This window comes from Simiduia litorea, assembly GCF_042853465.1.
GTDB classification, from domain to species: Bacteria; Pseudomonadota; Gammaproteobacteria; order Pseudomonadales; family Cellvibrionaceae; genus Simiduia; species Simiduia litorea.
This window is the reverse complement of sequence record NZ_AP031497.1, coordinates 921,773-938,653: the sequence shown is the minus strand read 5'-3', so window position 1 is coordinate 938,653 and position 16,881 is coordinate 921,773. Positions and strand designations below refer to the sequence as shown.

Here is a 16,881-nt window from a genome sequence, read left to right as displayed (position 1 = left end):
GCCACTACCCAAAGCGCACGGAGTAAACCGGCGGAAAGTTGTTGCCCAAACATTGCCAAGTGTCGCCTCGATCTTCCGACAAATACACATTACCAGTGCTGCTACCGAAACACAGCGTATCACCCGACACATCCAAAGCGTGGCGCAGCACAATATCGTAGGCGTTGTGCTGCGGTAGCCCAGCCGTCAACACCGTCCAATGGGCGCCGCCATCGCTGGTTCTCGCCACGCACACACCGCCGCCAAGGGCCATGCGCTCGGCATCGCTACGCGCAGGAACTACCCATGCGGTTTTTCCGTCCTTGGCATCAACGGCAATGGGAAAACCGAAATGCACACCCAGCTCTGGCTTACTGACTTTGCGCCACTGCACGCCGCCATTGTCGCTGTAAAACACGCCGCAGTGGTTTTGTTGCCACAAATGCTTGGGGGCACTCGCACAGGCGGTCACATAATGCGGGTCGTGGCCCCACTCCGCTTCTGGGTCAGGTAGATACTCCATCAGCATGCCCCGATTGCGCGGAGCCCAAGTTTCACCGCCATCGAAAGACTCAAGCACGCCGGCCGAGGACACGGCCACGTAAAGGTGATTGGCATTCTGCGGGTTCACAATTATGGAGTGAATACCCGGCTCAAACACCCCGTAGTCAATACTCGCGGGGGTGCCACTCCACGTATTTTCGCTGGTCGCATCGCCGGCAAATAAATCGCCGCCGCGACTAGAGTGATCCCACAAGGGGCGATTCAGCGCCCAGCTAGTTCCGCCATCGTCGGAGACAAATAGCCCGCCGGGAATGGTACCTGCATACAGGCGGCCGGGTTGAGTGTCGTGACCAAAGGCCAAGTGCCAAATTTTATACACAGTCGCTTGCGAATACTCAGGCGCACCCGTGGACTCTTCGGCATCCGGCGTGGGTAAAACCTTGGTAATGTAACGCGCACCCGAGGGGTACTTTAAGCTGGAAATGTCTTCCCAACTAACGCCATCATCTTTCGAGCGAGAAAGTTTTGGTCCCCAGTGACCGTGATCCAATGACGCCCACAGCGTGCCATCGCGTGGGTCTTGGGTGGCAAAGCAGACTGGAATGCCGGCGTGCTCAATGGCGCGCGGCCGCCAACCTGTATCGGTTTTATCAATAATGACGCAACCCTTGCGGGTGCCAAGCAATACTTTTTTTGCCATAGCATTATCCCTCTTATAACAACAGTTATAACTTGCTCCGCCCAAGACACAGAACGCTAGAGCAATAATCTAGCTTAGTGGCGCGCAGCTGACCAGTAGGCTGTTAGCTAACTCAAGTTAAAATTGACCCTAGCGCAGGCGCACACTTCCCAGCCAAACTGACTAGGCGCTGAATACTCAGTAAAAAATAAAAAACGCCAATAAAGAGGTCAACATCAGGGGTTACTGAATAGACATAAAAGCAGAATCACCAAATTATATTGATAACGACGTAAACCTACATCAAGCGCAAATTACGCTTGAAAATAATCCCGAACCCATTGATAAAGCTGCTCAGTGGTAAGATCGGCAAGCGCCATTTTTTTATACTCTGGCTCAGGGTCTTTATCGCGCATGCCAAACTGATAACTGGCTTCATTCGGCGTCGCATCTTGCAAGATGACTAAGATGCGCTTATTCGTTACCAAGCATTCGATAGTAATGACATCGGCCGCAATACCACTCGCGCGCATCTGCCGGTTAATACCCACCACCGGATTAATACTGATAAAATCTTTTTGAATGCGGGCATGTGCGTCCGTTAGCGCCTCCGATAGGACACTTAATTGCGGCGTAAGGGGAAATTGTTGTGCTGTCATTGTAGTGCTCTAACGCTCCGGAGGTATATGGTAAAAACGCCCAGAGTCTACCTGAATTCGACACCGATGACGAAATCGTTAGATATCATCTAAATAAAATGCACCTCGAGAAGTCGCCAAACAACCACACCAGCACAGGTGCAAAAAACGCACGTCTAAAGAGAAAACGCTTGGCGCGGCCACAGGTGTCTAATCTTAGCGTTGGCCCTTTTTACCAAGGTTACGCTAGTCTACACCGTCAAAAACAGTGGCCCACCATGGCAGGGCAGCGATTAACCGCTAGCCATTGCCTTTACATCGCCAGCGGATAAGGATTTCCCGCCTATCCCCCAATCGCCGGTTTTAACTTCATTAATTTTTACCCAAGTCACACCTCGCAAATTTTCACCTTCTATGGCGACCATGGTATCGGTGACCTTGCGAATCATGTCTTGCTTTTGCTGAGCGGTAAAAACGCCTTCAATGACATCAATATTTACCAGTGGCATCTTGTTCTCCTTGATATGACCTAGTGAATTATCGAAGCTCGATATTGACCGCAGTAAGACAAACTGACCAGTGTAGAAACTGAACCGAGTGCGGTACTCTTTCTGTACTAGTCGCAACTCAGCCCGCGCCCTATACTGGTTCAACACTTGACGCCACTTATATGAAAAGGGAATGTCAATGCATAGCTATAATCAATTCTGCCCCATAGCCAAAGCCTGTGAAGTGTTAGAGCCGCGTTGGACCTTACTCATTCTTTGCGAAATGTGGTCGGGCTCTAGCCGCTTTAATGAAATAAAGCGCGGCGTGCCCAGCATGTCGCCGTCGCTACTATCAAAGCGACTCAAAGGCATGGAAGATTTAGGGCTAATTACCCGCGCAGAGCAGGACGGCAATATAGACTACAAAATAACGGAGATAGGCAACGAATTAGGGCCCATTGTGTTCGCATTGGGTAAATGGGCGCATCGCAATATCGATGCAGAAATAACGCTGGAAAAGCTAGATGCCAAATTACTCATGTGGAATGTGCGTCGAAAGGTCGACCTATCACCATTCGCCACTGCAAAAAAAGTCATTCAATTTGTATTTACAGAGCTAGGAAAAGACAAACGCAACTTTTGGCTAATATACAAACCTGGCTGCACCGTCGATTTGTGCACTAAAGACCCAGGCTTCGATGTTGACCTCTATGTCAAAGCCGAACTCAAAGCACTAACCTCGGTATGGATTGGCTTATCTGAATTGACCGATGAATTAAAACACCAAAAAATCATTCTACTTGGCGACCACATCCTAGCCGCGAGCATAAACCAATGGATGGTAAGAAGTGACTTCGCGCCAAAACAGAAAACCGCCTAAACACCACCAAGCGCCTATCGCTTAGTTAGCGGACATGTTATCTGCGCTTAGCGACAGCGCAATCGCGCGAAACGCAGCCACGGCAATATCTTTATTTTCGTAATCATTGGCCATGAAGTTGCGGTCGGCACTGTTTTTCACGATCACCACATCATGTTTGCGATCGATATAGATATACTGTCCATAAATACCAATGGCTAAAAATTCTTGATCGGGGTTTTCTGGCAACCACCACTGATAGCCATAACCAAAGTTCGTATCGGCATTGGCGCGCCTACCCGGCATCAAATGAGGTGCGTCGGGTGTGATGCTTTGCTCGATCCATTCGGCGGGAATAATCTGCTCGCCATTAAGCGCTCCCCTATCGCGGTAAAGCATGCCAAAACGCGCATAGTCGCGGCTAATTAAATTTAAACCACCCAACACCATTGGCTCGCCCACGCTATCGGTGAGATAAATGGCGTCTTGTTCGGTGCCCAGTTTTGACCATAATTTCTCATTAAAATATTCAACAATTGATTGCCCTGTGGCCGCTCTTAGCACCATGCCAATCACATGGGTATCAATACTCACATAGTGCATGAAGCGACCTTGCTCGCGCGCCGATGTTAACGATTCCGCAAACGTATCGAAGCTGCCACCCAAGGCCATAACGCGGCCAAAGCGATTGATGTCGCTATTGAAATCACTGTAGTCTTCATTGAAATACACGCCACTGGACATCTGCAAAACATTTTTAATACTTACGCCGTCGTAACCGCTACCCTTTAGGCTTGGTACATAATCGGTTACCGGTGCATGTAAATCCTTAATTTTGCCCTCCGCCACAGCAACACCAAAAATGGCGCTTAAAAAGCTCTTGGCCATAGACCAAGAAATTCGATAGTCCAGAGCTTCAGTGCCTTGGTAATAGCTTTCATGGGTTAATGTATTGCCGTGCACCACCACCAGCGCGGTGGTGCTTGAATCCGTTAAAAAATCGCTGAATGTTCGCAGCTCACCTTTATACAAAAACGTCTCAGGTAGCGGCTGCGCTTGTTTGGCCAAGACATTAACCGGGCCTTGGCGGGAAATAACGTAGTTGGGCGCAATATCTCGCATATGCGAAAAGTTATAGACAATAACGTCGGCATCAAACAGGTGAATGGTATGGTACAGCTGTCGAATTTCCGTTGAAAACAAACCTGCCATTAACGCAAGGAACAGCACGGCCACGGCACTGATTTTTTTGAAAATACTGAATCGCCCCATAACCCTACTCATTATTATTGTATGACACGGTAAAACCGCCACGAGGGTAACAATAATGGCGTCGAAAGCAAATACGTAACGTAAACGGGTGTTGACTGCCCAGCCACGTCTGATAAACAAGCCAGCTTATAATCGAATGAATACATGCAGATAGCGTTTGCGACGCAGCGCTAGGATGGTGATATTCCTAGACCCGAAAATCCACCTGCTGACTTAGCTGTACACGGTTATCCGCGACAAAAAAACTACTCTGCCGCACCCGCCCCAATACCGCACCGCCACGCTCGGCCTGCAAGGTAAACGGGCTATCAATACTGCCTATAAAAATCGCCTGTACCGCCCGAGCGTCTAGTGCCAGCCCTATGCCCTGTGCACTAGGCCGCCACAGCCGCAGTTGCTGAAAGCCGGCATCCGCTGCACTTAAAAAACCATCGCCATTGTCGTCCAGTGCGCGCAAGTCGGCGTAACCATTGCCGCTGAGCGCGCCCACCACTTCGGCGCCATCATCAATGTGACCATTGGCATTTTTATCCCAGGCCAACAAATAACTATCGGAAACAAGGTTGGGCAAAAGGTCCATGTGGCCATCGCCATCCAAATCAAACTGAACGCTACCCTCAGCCAAGGCCAATGGCCCATTGAAATTCAATACCAATGGATCTAAAAACTTTTCAATGCTGGCGGCGCTGGCGCTAACCTCTATATGCTGTGTACGGCTTTGCTGCACCCGCAGCGCTCCGGCAACGCGATTACCGTCCAAGGTTAGATCGATTGAAAAGGCCACCAAAGACGCTTCTCGCTCGTCGATAACCAGCACAGCCCTATCGACATTGAGCGCCACTAAACTGCGCTGCACCGGCTCGCCTATGGCATCGTTAGCAACGCCCGTGGGAGCTGCGCCCTGAACAAGCCTCTGCTCGCGTCCAAATGCCTCACCTGGCTGTGCTTCGGCGTCCGCCACCCTTGCCTCGCCTGCCAAAGTCACTGGCCTACCCGTGAAGGCTGATAACACCAAAGCGCGCAACCGAGTAGTGGCGTCGATACCGTGTAATTCACCCGTCGGCCGATCAACAGCCGCTACGCCCGCCACCTTGGTGTCCGGTGTGGGCACAGCGTCAGCCGCGCCTTCGATTTTCTCCCGCAACGCCTGCCGCGAATAGTCGCGCCCATCCACCCGCAGCACCTCAGTCCGCCGAAAATGATGCGCGCTGGCGGCGTGGTATTGGTTACATTGAATAGCCATCAAACGCCTCTATCGAATTAATCGACCTGAAAGGCTTTCGGCGGCAAGGCTTGAATAATTAAGACGGCTTTGCGCTATTAAAACGCCTGTTGAGGCCAAGCACTGCTAAACGCAGATGATCAAGCCGGTTAATAGCCGGTGGCCTATTCACGACCTTAATGTGATGAGATAAATCCGGCAGCGCCGGTCTCAGTAACACATTCCGCTGACAGGTAATTCTGCGATGAATCACTAGGAATTTATTGGCTTGAGCGCTTTAACCAACACCAAAATCTGGTGGCTGATGCTAATCAGCTCTTTAAGCAACCGCGGGTTTATTTCCAGGTGCCCTTCATACTCCGCCAAGTTTCGCGCGTGGTGACATTTATCTAACACGCGCCACTTGGCTCGGTCTAATGCCAAGGTGTGCTCTAAACATTGAAACACTAAATAACGGTTATCTGAGCGATAGCCATGCCAGCGCAACGCTGCTAAAGACAACGCATGGGCAGCACCATAGGCGAGCGAAAATTGACTGTCTTCGCTAAGCCCCTTAATTAAGGCATCGGCTAATTTGGTTTCAGCGGCGCGTAGCATACCGGCAAACTCGTTTGCATCGGCTGGCTCGCATTTTAATTTTTGTATTTTGACAAGGTTATCCAGTTCTTTCATGCGGCTTCCTAGCCTGAGGTGAATAGCCGCAGCGGGGCTTACTCATCTAATAAATTAATCTTCGCTTGTGCCATCACTTGGGTTAAAAAATTTTGCCCATCCCGCAAGCGCTGGTCAAATTCCTGTGGTGTATAGATTGTAGGATTCACGGTTCGTTGTAATTGAATTTCTGCAGCATCAAGCAACGCCATGATATCACTGTAACTTAAATCCTCACCCACCAGCATCACATCAATATCGCTGCCAGCATGATCCTCTCCTTTTGCCACCGAGCCATATATAAACCCGCGCTCAAGCGTCGGCAAAACACTGGCCAACGCTTGTTGCAGCACACTGCGCGCACCAAAGGTTTTTTTTACGATGGCCACCAGCTCATTGAAGATTGGCGCAGCCTTGTTAGCTTGGTAGTGATTCTGGTTGCCCCGCTTGCTCACTACCAACAGCCCCGCCGCCACCAATTTAGTAAGCTCGCGGTTGATCACCCCCTTGCCCATACCGGCCAAGCGGATCACCTCATTCAAATAGAAGCTTTTGTCTGGCTGGCCAAAGAGCAGCGCCAACACCTTCTGCTGCGCCTTGGTAAACAAAGCACTGCCAATACCCGCACCCATTCTACCCTCCCATATAAGACCCAATTTGGGAACCTTAAACCCTTATTTGGGTACTGTAAACCCCAATATGGGTACTAAAAAGACCTGTATTAGGATCAAGAAAAAGGCAAAGTTCGAAAATGGCGCTTTTGAAGTCAACTTAGCCCCTCTTCTCGGGACGAGATATCACTTAAGACGACAGGCCGGGCGAACCCAGCCCTATCACCTGACACAAGCCTAAAGCGCCTGATTTTACTCAGGGGTGGCATTTAACCGGTAAACATAAATAGGCGATTGATAAAGGTCGTCCAAGCGCCGTGTTGTCTCGGGCTGATGGGATGGTAGCGCGAAGGTATTGCTGATGAGGTAGCGAGGCTGGCTTTTCTGCGCTGCCAACTTTGCCGCAAGCGCCGCCATACCGGCTGGGAATAAGTAACACACAACAACCGAAGCCGCGGGAACATCGGCTTTAAGAAAATCTTGCCGATACACACGTAGGTTTTTAAGCCGTAAACACCTAGCCATGAACACCGTCACCAACCAAGGAAAAAGCGACAATTCATAGCCAACAATCGGCCGAGCTGGGTATTTCAGCGCCAAGCGAATCACCAAACTACCCCAACCACTGCCCAAATCCACAATAGGCCCTTCACCTGCGGTTTCGACCAACTGCATTATGGCCTGCCGCGCTTTTTTAGAACTCGGCATAGGTGATATCCCGACCCTCACCGTGCTCCAAATAATGGATAGGCAGGCCAATAAAACGCATGTGATAACGGCTAATTCGATTGCTGACACATCGAGGCTCTTGGTGATGGTAAGGAAGGCAAAGTAAATACCCATTAGAGCAGTAATTGGCAGTGGTCACAAAAGAAGAATGGCTAGTTTAGATAAACCTGCGGTATCCACAGGGGCGAATTCGCATTCTAGGAAGCGGAAAGTGCGTGGCCTCCGTTGCGCCACGGCTGGTATAAAAAGAACATGAACATACGTCTAGTAGCAATAAAGTATGGCAGCACTAACTTACTTTACGTTCCGGTATCGACTGCGGCGAATCACCTTGCTTTGATGGACAAACAAACAGGACCCAGAGAAAGCCCACCCTGGTTTGATAAAAAGACATCGCCCGACGGAGACCCGATTTTTTATTCTTACCTGACCCCGATTTAATCACATGGCCTAAAAGCGGTTCAAAAATTAGAAAAAAACAATAGGCAGCCGCTATTTTTTTGACGCGAAGCGATAGATACTAGCCAAGGTTAAAGAGCTTTTAACAACCAAAGGGAGATAACATGTTAAGGATATGCATTTTACTGTTCGTGAGTTTGTTTACGCTTTCAGCCTATGCCCAAGTCAGCATCAAAGCGGTAAATAGGGCGGAGATTGGGGCTGAACTGATCGTAACCATATCCGGTCCTGTGGATGATAAAAGCTTTGTCACCATCGTCAAATCAGGTGCAGAACAAGGCAGCTACAACAGTTATGTTTATGTGCGAGGAAAAACACAGCTCACACTATTGGCGCCTTCAGTAGAAGGCAACTACGAAATTAGGTTATTAGCGCCTAACTCTCCTTATGTCACATTGGCCAAAACGCCGATTGTATTGGTACAAGCTAAAGCCAGTATTGAAGCCCCTAGCTCAGTAGCCGCTGGCGCTAACTTTGAGCTGCGCTGGAGCGGGCCAAACAACACCAGAGATTATCTCGCCATTGGCAATACAGAACAAGACTACATTTCCTATCAATATACGAATAAAGGCTCACCACTGTCGTTTATTGCGCCTGACAAACCAGGCCAATACGAATTACGGTATTTTTTAGCTAGTGGTGATACCGTTATCGCACGCAAGCCAATCAATGTCACTTCGGTTAGCGCAACTATTAATGCTCCCCAAACAGTAGAGGCGGGAAAAGCCATCGCCATAACCTGGCAAGGCCCGAACAATAAAGGCGATTTTATTTCCATTGTAAAAAAAGGCGCACCAGAAGGGACCTATAACAGTTACGCTTACACCCAAAAAGGTAACCCGTTAACATTAAATGCATCAGACTTTCCTGGTGAATATGAAATTCGCTATATGAGCGGCCAAGCATACGCAACACTAGGCGCTCAAGCGCTCCTTGTATCAGCGGCTTCAGCCACCATCAACGCTCCTGACCATGCAAAAGCAGGCTCAGACATTACCGTTAACTGGACCGGGCCAAATAATAACGGTGATTACATTACCATCGTGCCCGCTAACAGCGAGGAAGGCGCTTGGGTCAACTATACCTATACCAGAACCGGACAACCGCTTAGATTAAAGGCGCCTCAAACACCGGGCAACTATGAGTTGCGTTATTCCACAGGCGCAAGCTACGCGACACTAGCCCGCAAAAATATTCGTATCGAACCGTCAAAAGACAAGCCAGGTAAGTTGCTGGCAAGCGTTAAAAAATCGGCGCTGGAAACAACATCCATTGCCATCATATTGGATGCATCGGGCAGTATGCTACAAAAAATGGACGGCCAAAGGCGAATCGATGTTGCCAAAAATACCCTATTAAATCTGACCCAAAACTACATCCCTGAAAAGACACCCTTTGCGCTACGAATTTTTGGAAAGGAAGTAGACTCTTGCCAAAGCGATTTAGAAATACCCCTTCAACCCCTTAACCGCGTAAACGTAGCGAGTAAAATTAAAACAATTAATGCAAAAAATAATGCAAAAACACCTATAGCGGCGTCGATAAAAGCGATAAGAGAAGATTTGGCCAATGCCGGCAAGGAAAAGCTTGTCATACTCATCACCGATGGTGAAGAAACCTGCGAAGGCGACCCCGCCGCTGAGATAGACAAGCTGCGTAGTGCGGGCATTCATATCAGGCTTAACATTATTGGCTTTGCGATTGACGACACACAATTAGCCGCTCGCTTTGCACATTGGTCAAAGACGGGAAATGGTGTATATCTTTCGGCTAAAAATTCATCTGAATTAGGCAAGGCTCTAAACGACGCATTGCAATACACTTACGAAATAAGAAGCGCAAAAGGAGAATTCATTGGCGAAGCGCCATTAGATAACAAAACATACAGCTTACTACCTGGCGAATATAAAGTGCGGCTAAAAGGCCTACCAGAAACAGAAAAAACCCTTGTCATAAAAGCTGACGAAACAACAAATATAGAATTTTAAAAAATGGGGCGATCACATCGCCCTGCGGGAACCAGATTTTACCCCCATCTTTCCGCCGCTGTGCAACTAGCCACTTTTGATACTCAATCAAAAGTGGCTCAGACAATCCTCGCTATTAATACCGCCAGTTGGGCAGCCAATCGTCGCGAGCGACTTGGGTCGTGATTGCGCAGACGTGGCAGGCACATGGATGTGATTAGCCAATAATAAGGCGACTACGTAAAAGAGAAAAAACAAAGCGACAAAATTAGCGGATTATCAGTAACAAGACATATGAACCCTTGGTTATGAAATACCCAACACCGACTAAACAAAAATTGATTGGGTTTTTACCCTGCCTCCTAAGAGGCCTAAACGATTGCCAAGGCATCGCTGACTGCCAACACAACAACTAAGCCAAAAGTTCGAATTCTACCGATTACAGTAATCAGACATCTGCAACCGGCCGACAAAATAGGCGTGCTGAATAGTTTACTGAATCACATAACGATATTACGCACCTCACCCGTGAGCATCGCCGGCATAGCGTTGGCTCGACGGTGTATCCAAAGATCAAAAAAACATTTGGACAACTGAATTCACTGCTATGCCGGACAAACCTCGCGATATGCCGGTGGAAAGTATGTCGATACGATTTAAAACCCGTTGGCCATGCTCGGCCCAATGAACTTATTAAGCGTTTGCGCATAGGCTTTATGCATACGCCACCCCACGATGATAAAACCTAAATGTCACAAAAGACGTCAAGACGATTTTTATGCCAGCGCCCCACCTAGCCAGTATCTACGCCAACACAGCCCTCGATTTACTCGCACACCGATATCCGATATGGTTATTCCCTCCTACGCCGGCAAAAAAGCAGACACTGAATAATGAGCAAAACTTATTGGTGGCTTATATCATCGCTACTATCCCTTCTGTTAATTGCCATTTTGATTTTTCAATGGTCAAAAATGAATGCGCATGAAATAGATACACGTCAACTGGTGGACCATCAGGCTGTAGTAAGCGCGCTCGATGAAATTTGGATGGTTCATCCCCCCGCGAACGACAGTTCTCCACTCTACATAAAAACCGGACTTTTCATTCAATCTCTGAATTTCTCGAATTCGAGTGACGTCAATTTGAGCGGTTACCTTTGGCAGCACTATGAAGATGGCGTGCACGACGCTTTCAAACCGGCTGAAAATGAAGCGGGATTTATCTTCCCGGAGCAAGTGATGACGGGAAGCGATATTCCTCCCTCCCTCGCCTACCGGTATAAAACCGAGAATGGTGAGGTGTTAGGCTGGTACTTTGAGGCAACACTGCGTCAGAATTTTGATTATGACAAATACCCCTTTGACCATAAAACAGTATGGATTAGGCTTTGGCCAAAAGCTTTTTCCAGCAATCTTGTCTTGGTTCCCGACTTCGATTCTTACAACGCCACCGGCATTAACGACACATTTGGCATTGATGATTCGATTGTGCTAGGTGCCTGGAATCGAGAGAACACCTATTTCGACTACAAAAATTATAGCTACACTACCAATTTCGGCATACCAGATTATACGGGGCAACATAACTGGCCTGAATTGCATTTTAATATTGTTATCAAACGAAAATTTAGCAATGCCTTTACGATCTATCTATTGCCACTACTACTGGTAGCAACCTTACTATTTGCCGCCCTACTAACGGTGAGTGAGGATGATACCAAAGCCAACCGCCTAGGGTTCAATGCCAGCGGATTTATGGGCGCCTGTTCAGCGCTGTTCTTTGTGGTTATGCTCGCACATATACAACTTCGCGAAAAATTTGCCGCTGCAGGTGTTGTGTATATCGAGTACTTTTATATTCTCATGTATGGCCTGCTCGTTGCGGCCACTGCAAACACCTATCTATTCTCAGTTCGCGCCCCAATTCTGGCTCGCGTCGTCTGTTATCAGGATAATTTAATCGCCAAGGTCGCTTATTGGCCGATACTTTTACTTTCACTAACGGCCATTACGGCAAAATTTAGTTAACGACGCGATCAACTCGTCACCCAAAGGAACATCAACATGGAAGGGTCACAGTTTGCTAACGAAGTTTTTCAAGCAGAGCTAGACGAAATCTCTAGGCGTCGTAGCAATGTGCCGGGCCATCATGAAAGCCGATCAACTACCCATAAAGACATTACCACCAAAAACCAGCTAATTGGCCTCGCATGCTCAGGCGGCGGCATAAGATCAGCGTCGTTTAGTCTTGGGGTTATCCAGAACCTGATAACCCACAAGCTGTTTAACGCCGTCGATTATTTATCAACTGTTTCTGGTGGCGGCTATACGGGCTCTTGTATTAGCGCGCTGGCAAAAGACAACGCAGATGCGGTTCGGTTACTGACCGACCGTTCGTCACAGAGAGAACCCGTCGCACTTAATCACCTCAGAAACTACAGCGAATACCTACGCACGAATGGGCCGCTGAGTGGTATTCGGCTTCCAGTCTTGTTTACCGAAGGTATTCTACGGAGTATTTTGATATTTTTGCCCATCGTCATATTCGCCGCCTTCATCACTGAGGCATTTTTTGAATTAGCGGGAACAGTTAGCCCGACCTACCAATGGATCACCCCTCTGTTGGGTGTTCTACCACTGGCCATTAGCCTAACACTAAGACCAATATTCAAAGAAAAGCTACAGTGGCAAGGTCGCGATAAAGCCGACGGTAGACTAACCATTTATGCAGGCATGGCTCTCGCTTCAATACTGGCCGTGCCGTTGTTTTCAGGACTTGCACAAATTGTGCATCTAAATTCCGCTTCATTATTCTCATCCATCAGCACTTGGGTTGAGTCTCACAAAGTATTAATCAGTGTGGCCGCTGCAATTCTTGCCGGCCTGCTATTGGGCGCTATATTCCTTTGGCGCGCCAGGATTGTGATACCTATTGCCGGCTTTCTGGCACCAGCATCGCTGGCATTTTTATACGTTGTTATCTGTGTTGAAGCAATTAACTCACCCTACATCTACGATCCGCAATCACTGGCTTTGATTGGCGAGAAACCCGTCCAAGCGCAAAGCTTTGAAAAACTACAAATGTCTCTGACTTCCCCTCCCGAATTTGGCGCAAATATCGATTGCGCTAACAGTCATATTAAGACTTGTCAGACACTGGGCTATCTACTCAGCCGAAAAAATATAGACGTAAAAGACTTTTCAATTACCGGCTACCAACAAGGCTCCATAGAACTGCAACGAACGTCGACACTAAAAAACGCCAGCCTCAGCGAGTCAACCGGAACAGCCGACACATCACCTGTCTCTCAATGGTTTTCAGCCTTTTCCACCCGAAACCCTGAAAAAATAAACATTGGGATGATCAATGAAATAGGCTCAGATCGAATCATTCTCGAAATCGAACAGCTAAGGCTGTTCAAAGGTCACGCCGAGTGGTGGCTCTATCTCTTAGGCGTTATAGTACTGCTGTATAACTGGCTGTTCGTCAATATTAATCATTTTTCTCTCCATCCCTTTTATAGAGACAGACTTAGCCGCACCTTTTTGATTACACCCAGCAAAGATGCCGTCACCACTATTGAAACGGTAAAATTAAGTGAACTAAGCACAAACAACAGCAGCGCGCCCTACCACATCATTAATACAGCGCTGAATTTACAGGGCAGCACCAACCCTCAATTGCGCACGCGAAAAACCGCTCCCTTTATTCTAAGCAAGCGCTACTGCGGCAGTGATTTTACTGGCTACTGCCCGACCAAAGACATGGAAAACGCCGACCCTCATCTGAATCTCGCAGCGGCAATGGCAATATCCGCAGCCGCAGCCTCACCCAATATGGGCACAGCCACAGTTAAACCCCTCTCATTTATGCTGACGCTGCTCAATATACGACTGAATTACTGGCTACCACACCCTGGACAGCTCTCCAGTCAGTCTTGGTTGCGAAAATATCAACTGAAACCGCTTGGGCTTTCCTATTTATTGAGAGAGGCGCTTGGGCTGGTCAACGAAAAAACGCCTTACGTCAACTGTTCTGATGGCGGTCATATTGAAAATTTGGCAACTTACGAACTTCTAAAACGCCGGTGTAAAACCATTGTTTGCATAGATGCTGAAGCAGACCCCACCTTTTCTTTTGCCGGCCTAGTAACTCTACAGCGCTACGCGGCAATAGACCTTGGTGCGCAAATAGATATTGATGTTTCTACCATTAAACCTGTCCAAGGGTGCTCTGCCAGCAATTTCACGGTAGGGAAAATTACCTACGATAATGGTGAAGAGGGCACACTTATTTATCTGAAGCTGTCATTTACCGGCAAAGAACCAGAATATCTTCATCACTACAGACACCAACACCCCAACTACCCACACCAGCCCACTAGCGACCAGTATTTTGACGAAACCCAATTTGAAGTCTATCGCGCGTTGGGATTTTTCGTCGCTGATTCAGCCCACTCGGTACTGGCAGACAACCTCGGCGAAAAGTAAAGAATGGCGAAGGAGTAAAACGTAGGTTGCGTGCAACGGCTGGCTACTCAATGCCTAGGCGATATCGAGCTGCGCACAAGCGTGGAACATGACGCACTTCAAGGCGACTGATACTGCGAGCGAAATCCATGATATGTCTCGACATAGCCAATGTTTGCGGACCAGAATCCTTCTAGCATAAAGAGTTGCGAGTTAACACGGCTTAAAAATCTGCGCAGACGGCAATGAATCGACCGCAGATGAACTAACACCTGTGGTATATACAGGGCTACATAATATCCCGCGCCGGGCGTTTGCGTTTGCGTTTGCGTTTGCGTTTGCGAAAAACCAGATCATATTTGGCGATGACTGAGCCAATATCTCAGTGATTTTGACGGTTGAATTTTGCGGAAATCATAATTGCAACCAAAGTACCAAGTAAGAAATGGGGACACGTTTACTTATTTGCCAAATGTTGCTCATTCCCACAATATTTAAGTGACCGGCTATCAGCCGCAGCAGTCATGTTATACAATCCACGGCTAATTTAAGGTCTCGAAGGGAGTCAAGATCGATGGTGTTTCGTAAGTTTCTTTTTTTTCTTTCACTAGCTACAGCCCTAATATTAAGCGCTTGTACTAACGAGAAAAACGAAAACGTCTATAGCAACCAAGGCTTTTCTATTTTACCCGCACCTAACTGGGTGTTCTCACGGGATGATAACCCCTCATTACTGGGCGGCCGAGAAGTAGCTTTTAAAATAGGCGAGTTTTCCTCAATAAGTTTTTATATTCGCGATAAGTCATTATCGCTACCTGAGTTTTCTGCTCACCTGCTCGAAAAGACCTTACTCGCCGATAAAAGCAACCCGAGTGAAATCACTAAAGACATAAACTCGAAAATTGCCGGCTTTACCTCTCGCGAACTAGTTATCAGCTCTCACTTTATAGATTCCTATCAAACTGAAGCCATTTTCGTGGATGTCCCCAAGGGCAACCAACAAGTCTTTGGTGTACTTTTTTTGGCAGACGGCGATCAGTATGACTTCAGAAGTGAACTAAGTGCAGCTATTGAATCTATAGAACTAACCCGATAAAACAAGGATGAAAAATGGATACCTACAACGGACGTTTAATCAGTGAACTAGGGGTTGAAAAGTATCTAAAGGCCAATTCCGATTTGGCCTTTTCGAACATATCATTTTTTGATGATACAGCCACTCAAGAAAGAAAATGGAAAGACTGTAATTTTGGCTGTCATACTCCCGGTTATCGCTCCCTAAAGAGATCTGCAACCTGGATAGACACCTTAACCCTACTCGATAAAATTGATCCTCTCGCGGCGGGTATCGCCGACGGTATTCGGCACCAGGCTGTGGTACAACCAGCAATGTTGGGAGCGGGTATAGAACGCACTGCTGAAGGCCTCCACCTTGCAGGTGCAGAAAAGTTTTCCCAGGTGGGCGGTGAAAATTGGGCCGCAATAGATTTGCTTACTGCAACCTATGAAGCACTATTTGAGTACGAGCTAAATCTACTAGAAAACCCAGTTATGCAATGTGTCGTCACGGTAGTAAACGACTATATATCGGTTCTTCCTGAATGGGTAATGGATGAACTACAAAATTCCGGAATTCTGAATACCGTCGGGCAGGTAGATACAGCCATATTATTGAAAGCCGCTAAATATGGTGCTGTACAAGCGATATCGAGTGATGAGGCACAAGCTGCCGGTGATTTTTTAAAAGGTAAAACCAAGCGGGTTATAGGCAAACAAATCGGCAAGAAAGTTGCCAATGCCATTGCTGCAGCGATTTCTGTTCAAATAGCAAAAAAAATAATGGCTCATGAATCAATGACCTATCACTTGAAAAGGCGACTTGCAGGCATACGCAAACAAATCAAACCCGCAAAAGGTGGCCTTGGCGGCGCGCTGGTTACACTGTTAAAAGCCCAAGGGCTCTTGGGTCTTGCCGCAAAATCAAGCCGAAATCTAAAAGACAAATGCCCTACCACTTGGCACACACTAAGATACAAACTTCGTGGTTGCGATATGGTGTATTTCTTAATTGAGCCGTTAATATCTGAATACGTTGATAGATTAAGCCTACTTGAAAAACGCCCTGTAGAATTCTTAAAAGTTATGCAGGCACTAATAAAAGAAAAACAAACCGTTCAAATATTCTTCCCCGGCGCAGCCTAATCTCACAAGCGCCCGATCATGCTCCTGCTTTCCGGTTAATTGGATTCAGGAGCAAAACTCTCAATCAATTATCACTCACGATATATCTAACCGTATTGGGATAGTCGTGCACTAATTCTTATTAGACTCAAATTTTCTAAACCTGAAAA

The 16,881-nt window shown here is 47.5% G+C and carries 14 protein-coding genes; 6 read left to right on the top strand and 8 right to left on the bottom strand.

All coding sequences use genetic code 11. The annotated features are described in order from the left end of the window. Nucleotides 1–4: 4 nt before the first annotated feature. The 3 genes from ACGHTT_RS04130 to ACGHTT_RS04120 all read right to left on the bottom strand — a co-directional run bounded on the left by ACGHTT_RS04130 (nucleotide 5) and on the right by ACGHTT_RS04120 (nucleotide 2,309). Entirely contained in the window at nucleotides 5–1,183 is a 1,179-nt protein-coding gene (locus ACGHTT_RS04130; protein WP_390593697.1) for a WD40/YVTN/BNR-like repeat-containing protein, read from the bottom strand. Between the two features lie 293 nt (nucleotides 1,184–1,476). Then, on the bottom strand, nucleotides 1,477–1,821 hold the full coding sequence (locus tag ACGHTT_RS04125) for a hypothetical protein (protein WP_390593696.1): 345 nt from the start codon (nucleotides 1,819–1,821) through the stop codon (nucleotides 1,477–1,479). Between the two features lie 272 nt (nucleotides 1,822–2,093). Beyond that, entirely contained in the window at nucleotides 2,094–2,309 is a 216-nt protein-coding gene (locus ACGHTT_RS04120; protein ID WP_390593695.1) for a 4-oxalocrotonate tautomerase family protein, read from the bottom strand. Nucleotides 2,310–2,487: 178 nt separating this feature from the next. Between ACGHTT_RS04120 and ACGHTT_RS04115 the strand changes: the two genes are divergently transcribed. Next, nucleotides 2,488–3,168, top strand: coding sequence for a winged helix-turn-helix transcriptional regulator (locus ACGHTT_RS04115; protein WP_390593694.1), 681 nt, complete (start codon nucleotides 2,488–2,490; stop codon nucleotides 3,166–3,168). A 21-nt stretch (nucleotides 3,169–3,189) separates the two neighbouring features. On the opposite strand, the gene ACGHTT_RS04110 is transcribed toward ACGHTT_RS04115, so the two are convergent. The 5 genes from ACGHTT_RS04110 to ACGHTT_RS04090 all read right to left on the bottom strand — a co-directional run bounded on the left by ACGHTT_RS04110 (nucleotide 3,190) and on the right by ACGHTT_RS04090 (nucleotide 7,611). Next, nucleotides 3,190–4,419 (bottom strand): serine hydrolase domain-containing protein, encoded by a 1,230-nt coding sequence (locus ACGHTT_RS04110; RefSeq protein ID WP_390593692.1) that lies wholly within the window; start codon nucleotides 4,417–4,419, stop codon nucleotides 3,190–3,192. A gap of 187 nt (nucleotides 4,420–4,606) precedes the next feature. Then, nucleotides 4,607–5,662 carry an FG-GAP repeat domain-containing protein gene (locus tag ACGHTT_RS04105; protein WP_390593691.1) on the bottom strand — a complete coding sequence of 352 codons (1,056 nt, stop codon included), beginning with the start codon at nucleotides 5,660–5,662 and terminating at the stop codon, nucleotides 4,607–4,609. A gap of 231 nt (nucleotides 5,663–5,893) precedes the next feature. Next, nucleotides 5,894–6,313 carry a hypothetical protein gene (locus tag ACGHTT_RS04100; RefSeq protein WP_390593690.1) on the bottom strand — a complete coding sequence of 140 codons (420 nt, stop codon included), beginning with the start codon at nucleotides 6,311–6,313 and terminating at the stop codon, nucleotides 5,894–5,896. Nucleotides 6,314–6,351: 38 nt separating this feature from the next. Then, the gene (locus tag ACGHTT_RS04095) at nucleotides 6,352–6,924 is read right to left on the bottom strand and encodes a nucleotidyltransferase domain-containing protein (protein ID WP_390593689.1); all 573 of its coding nucleotides are present in this window, start codon (nucleotides 6,922–6,924) and stop codon (nucleotides 6,352–6,354) included. A gap of 231 nt (nucleotides 6,925–7,155) precedes the next feature. Further along, nucleotides 7,156–7,611 carry a class I SAM-dependent methyltransferase gene (locus ACGHTT_RS04090; RefSeq protein ID WP_390593688.1) on the bottom strand — a complete coding sequence of 152 codons (456 nt, stop codon included), beginning with the start codon at nucleotides 7,609–7,611 and terminating at the stop codon, nucleotides 7,156–7,158. Between the two features lie 584 nt (nucleotides 7,612–8,195). Here ACGHTT_RS04090 and ACGHTT_RS04085 point away from each other — a divergent pair. The 5 genes from ACGHTT_RS04085 (at nucleotide 8,196) to ACGHTT_RS04065 (ending at nucleotide 16,732) form a co-directional block, all read left to right on the top strand. Next, nucleotides 8,196–10,079 (top strand): VWA domain-containing protein, encoded by a 1,884-nt coding sequence (locus ACGHTT_RS04085; protein WP_390593687.1) that lies wholly within the window; start codon nucleotides 8,196–8,198, stop codon nucleotides 10,077–10,079. 872 nt (nucleotides 10,080–10,951) lie between these two features. Beyond that, nucleotides 10,952–12,088, top strand: coding sequence for a hypothetical protein (locus ACGHTT_RS04080; RefSeq protein WP_390593686.1), 1,137 nt, complete (start codon nucleotides 10,952–10,954; stop codon nucleotides 12,086–12,088). A 36-nt stretch (nucleotides 12,089–12,124) separates the two neighbouring features. Then, a complete protein-coding gene (locus tag ACGHTT_RS04075) occupies nucleotides 12,125–14,551 on the top strand; it encodes a patatin-like phospholipase family protein (protein WP_390593685.1) in 2,427 nt (808 codons plus the stop codon). A 553-nt stretch (nucleotides 14,552–15,104) separates the two neighbouring features. Beyond that, a complete protein-coding gene (locus tag ACGHTT_RS04070) occupies nucleotides 15,105–15,626 on the top strand; it encodes a hypothetical protein (protein WP_390593684.1) in 522 nt (173 codons plus the stop codon). A gap of 14 nt (nucleotides 15,627–15,640) precedes the next feature. Continuing rightward, entirely contained in the window at nucleotides 15,641–16,732 is a 1,092-nt protein-coding gene (locus ACGHTT_RS04065; RefSeq protein WP_390593683.1) for a cellulose-binding protein, read from the top strand. Nucleotides 16,733–16,881: the final 149 nt, after the last annotated feature.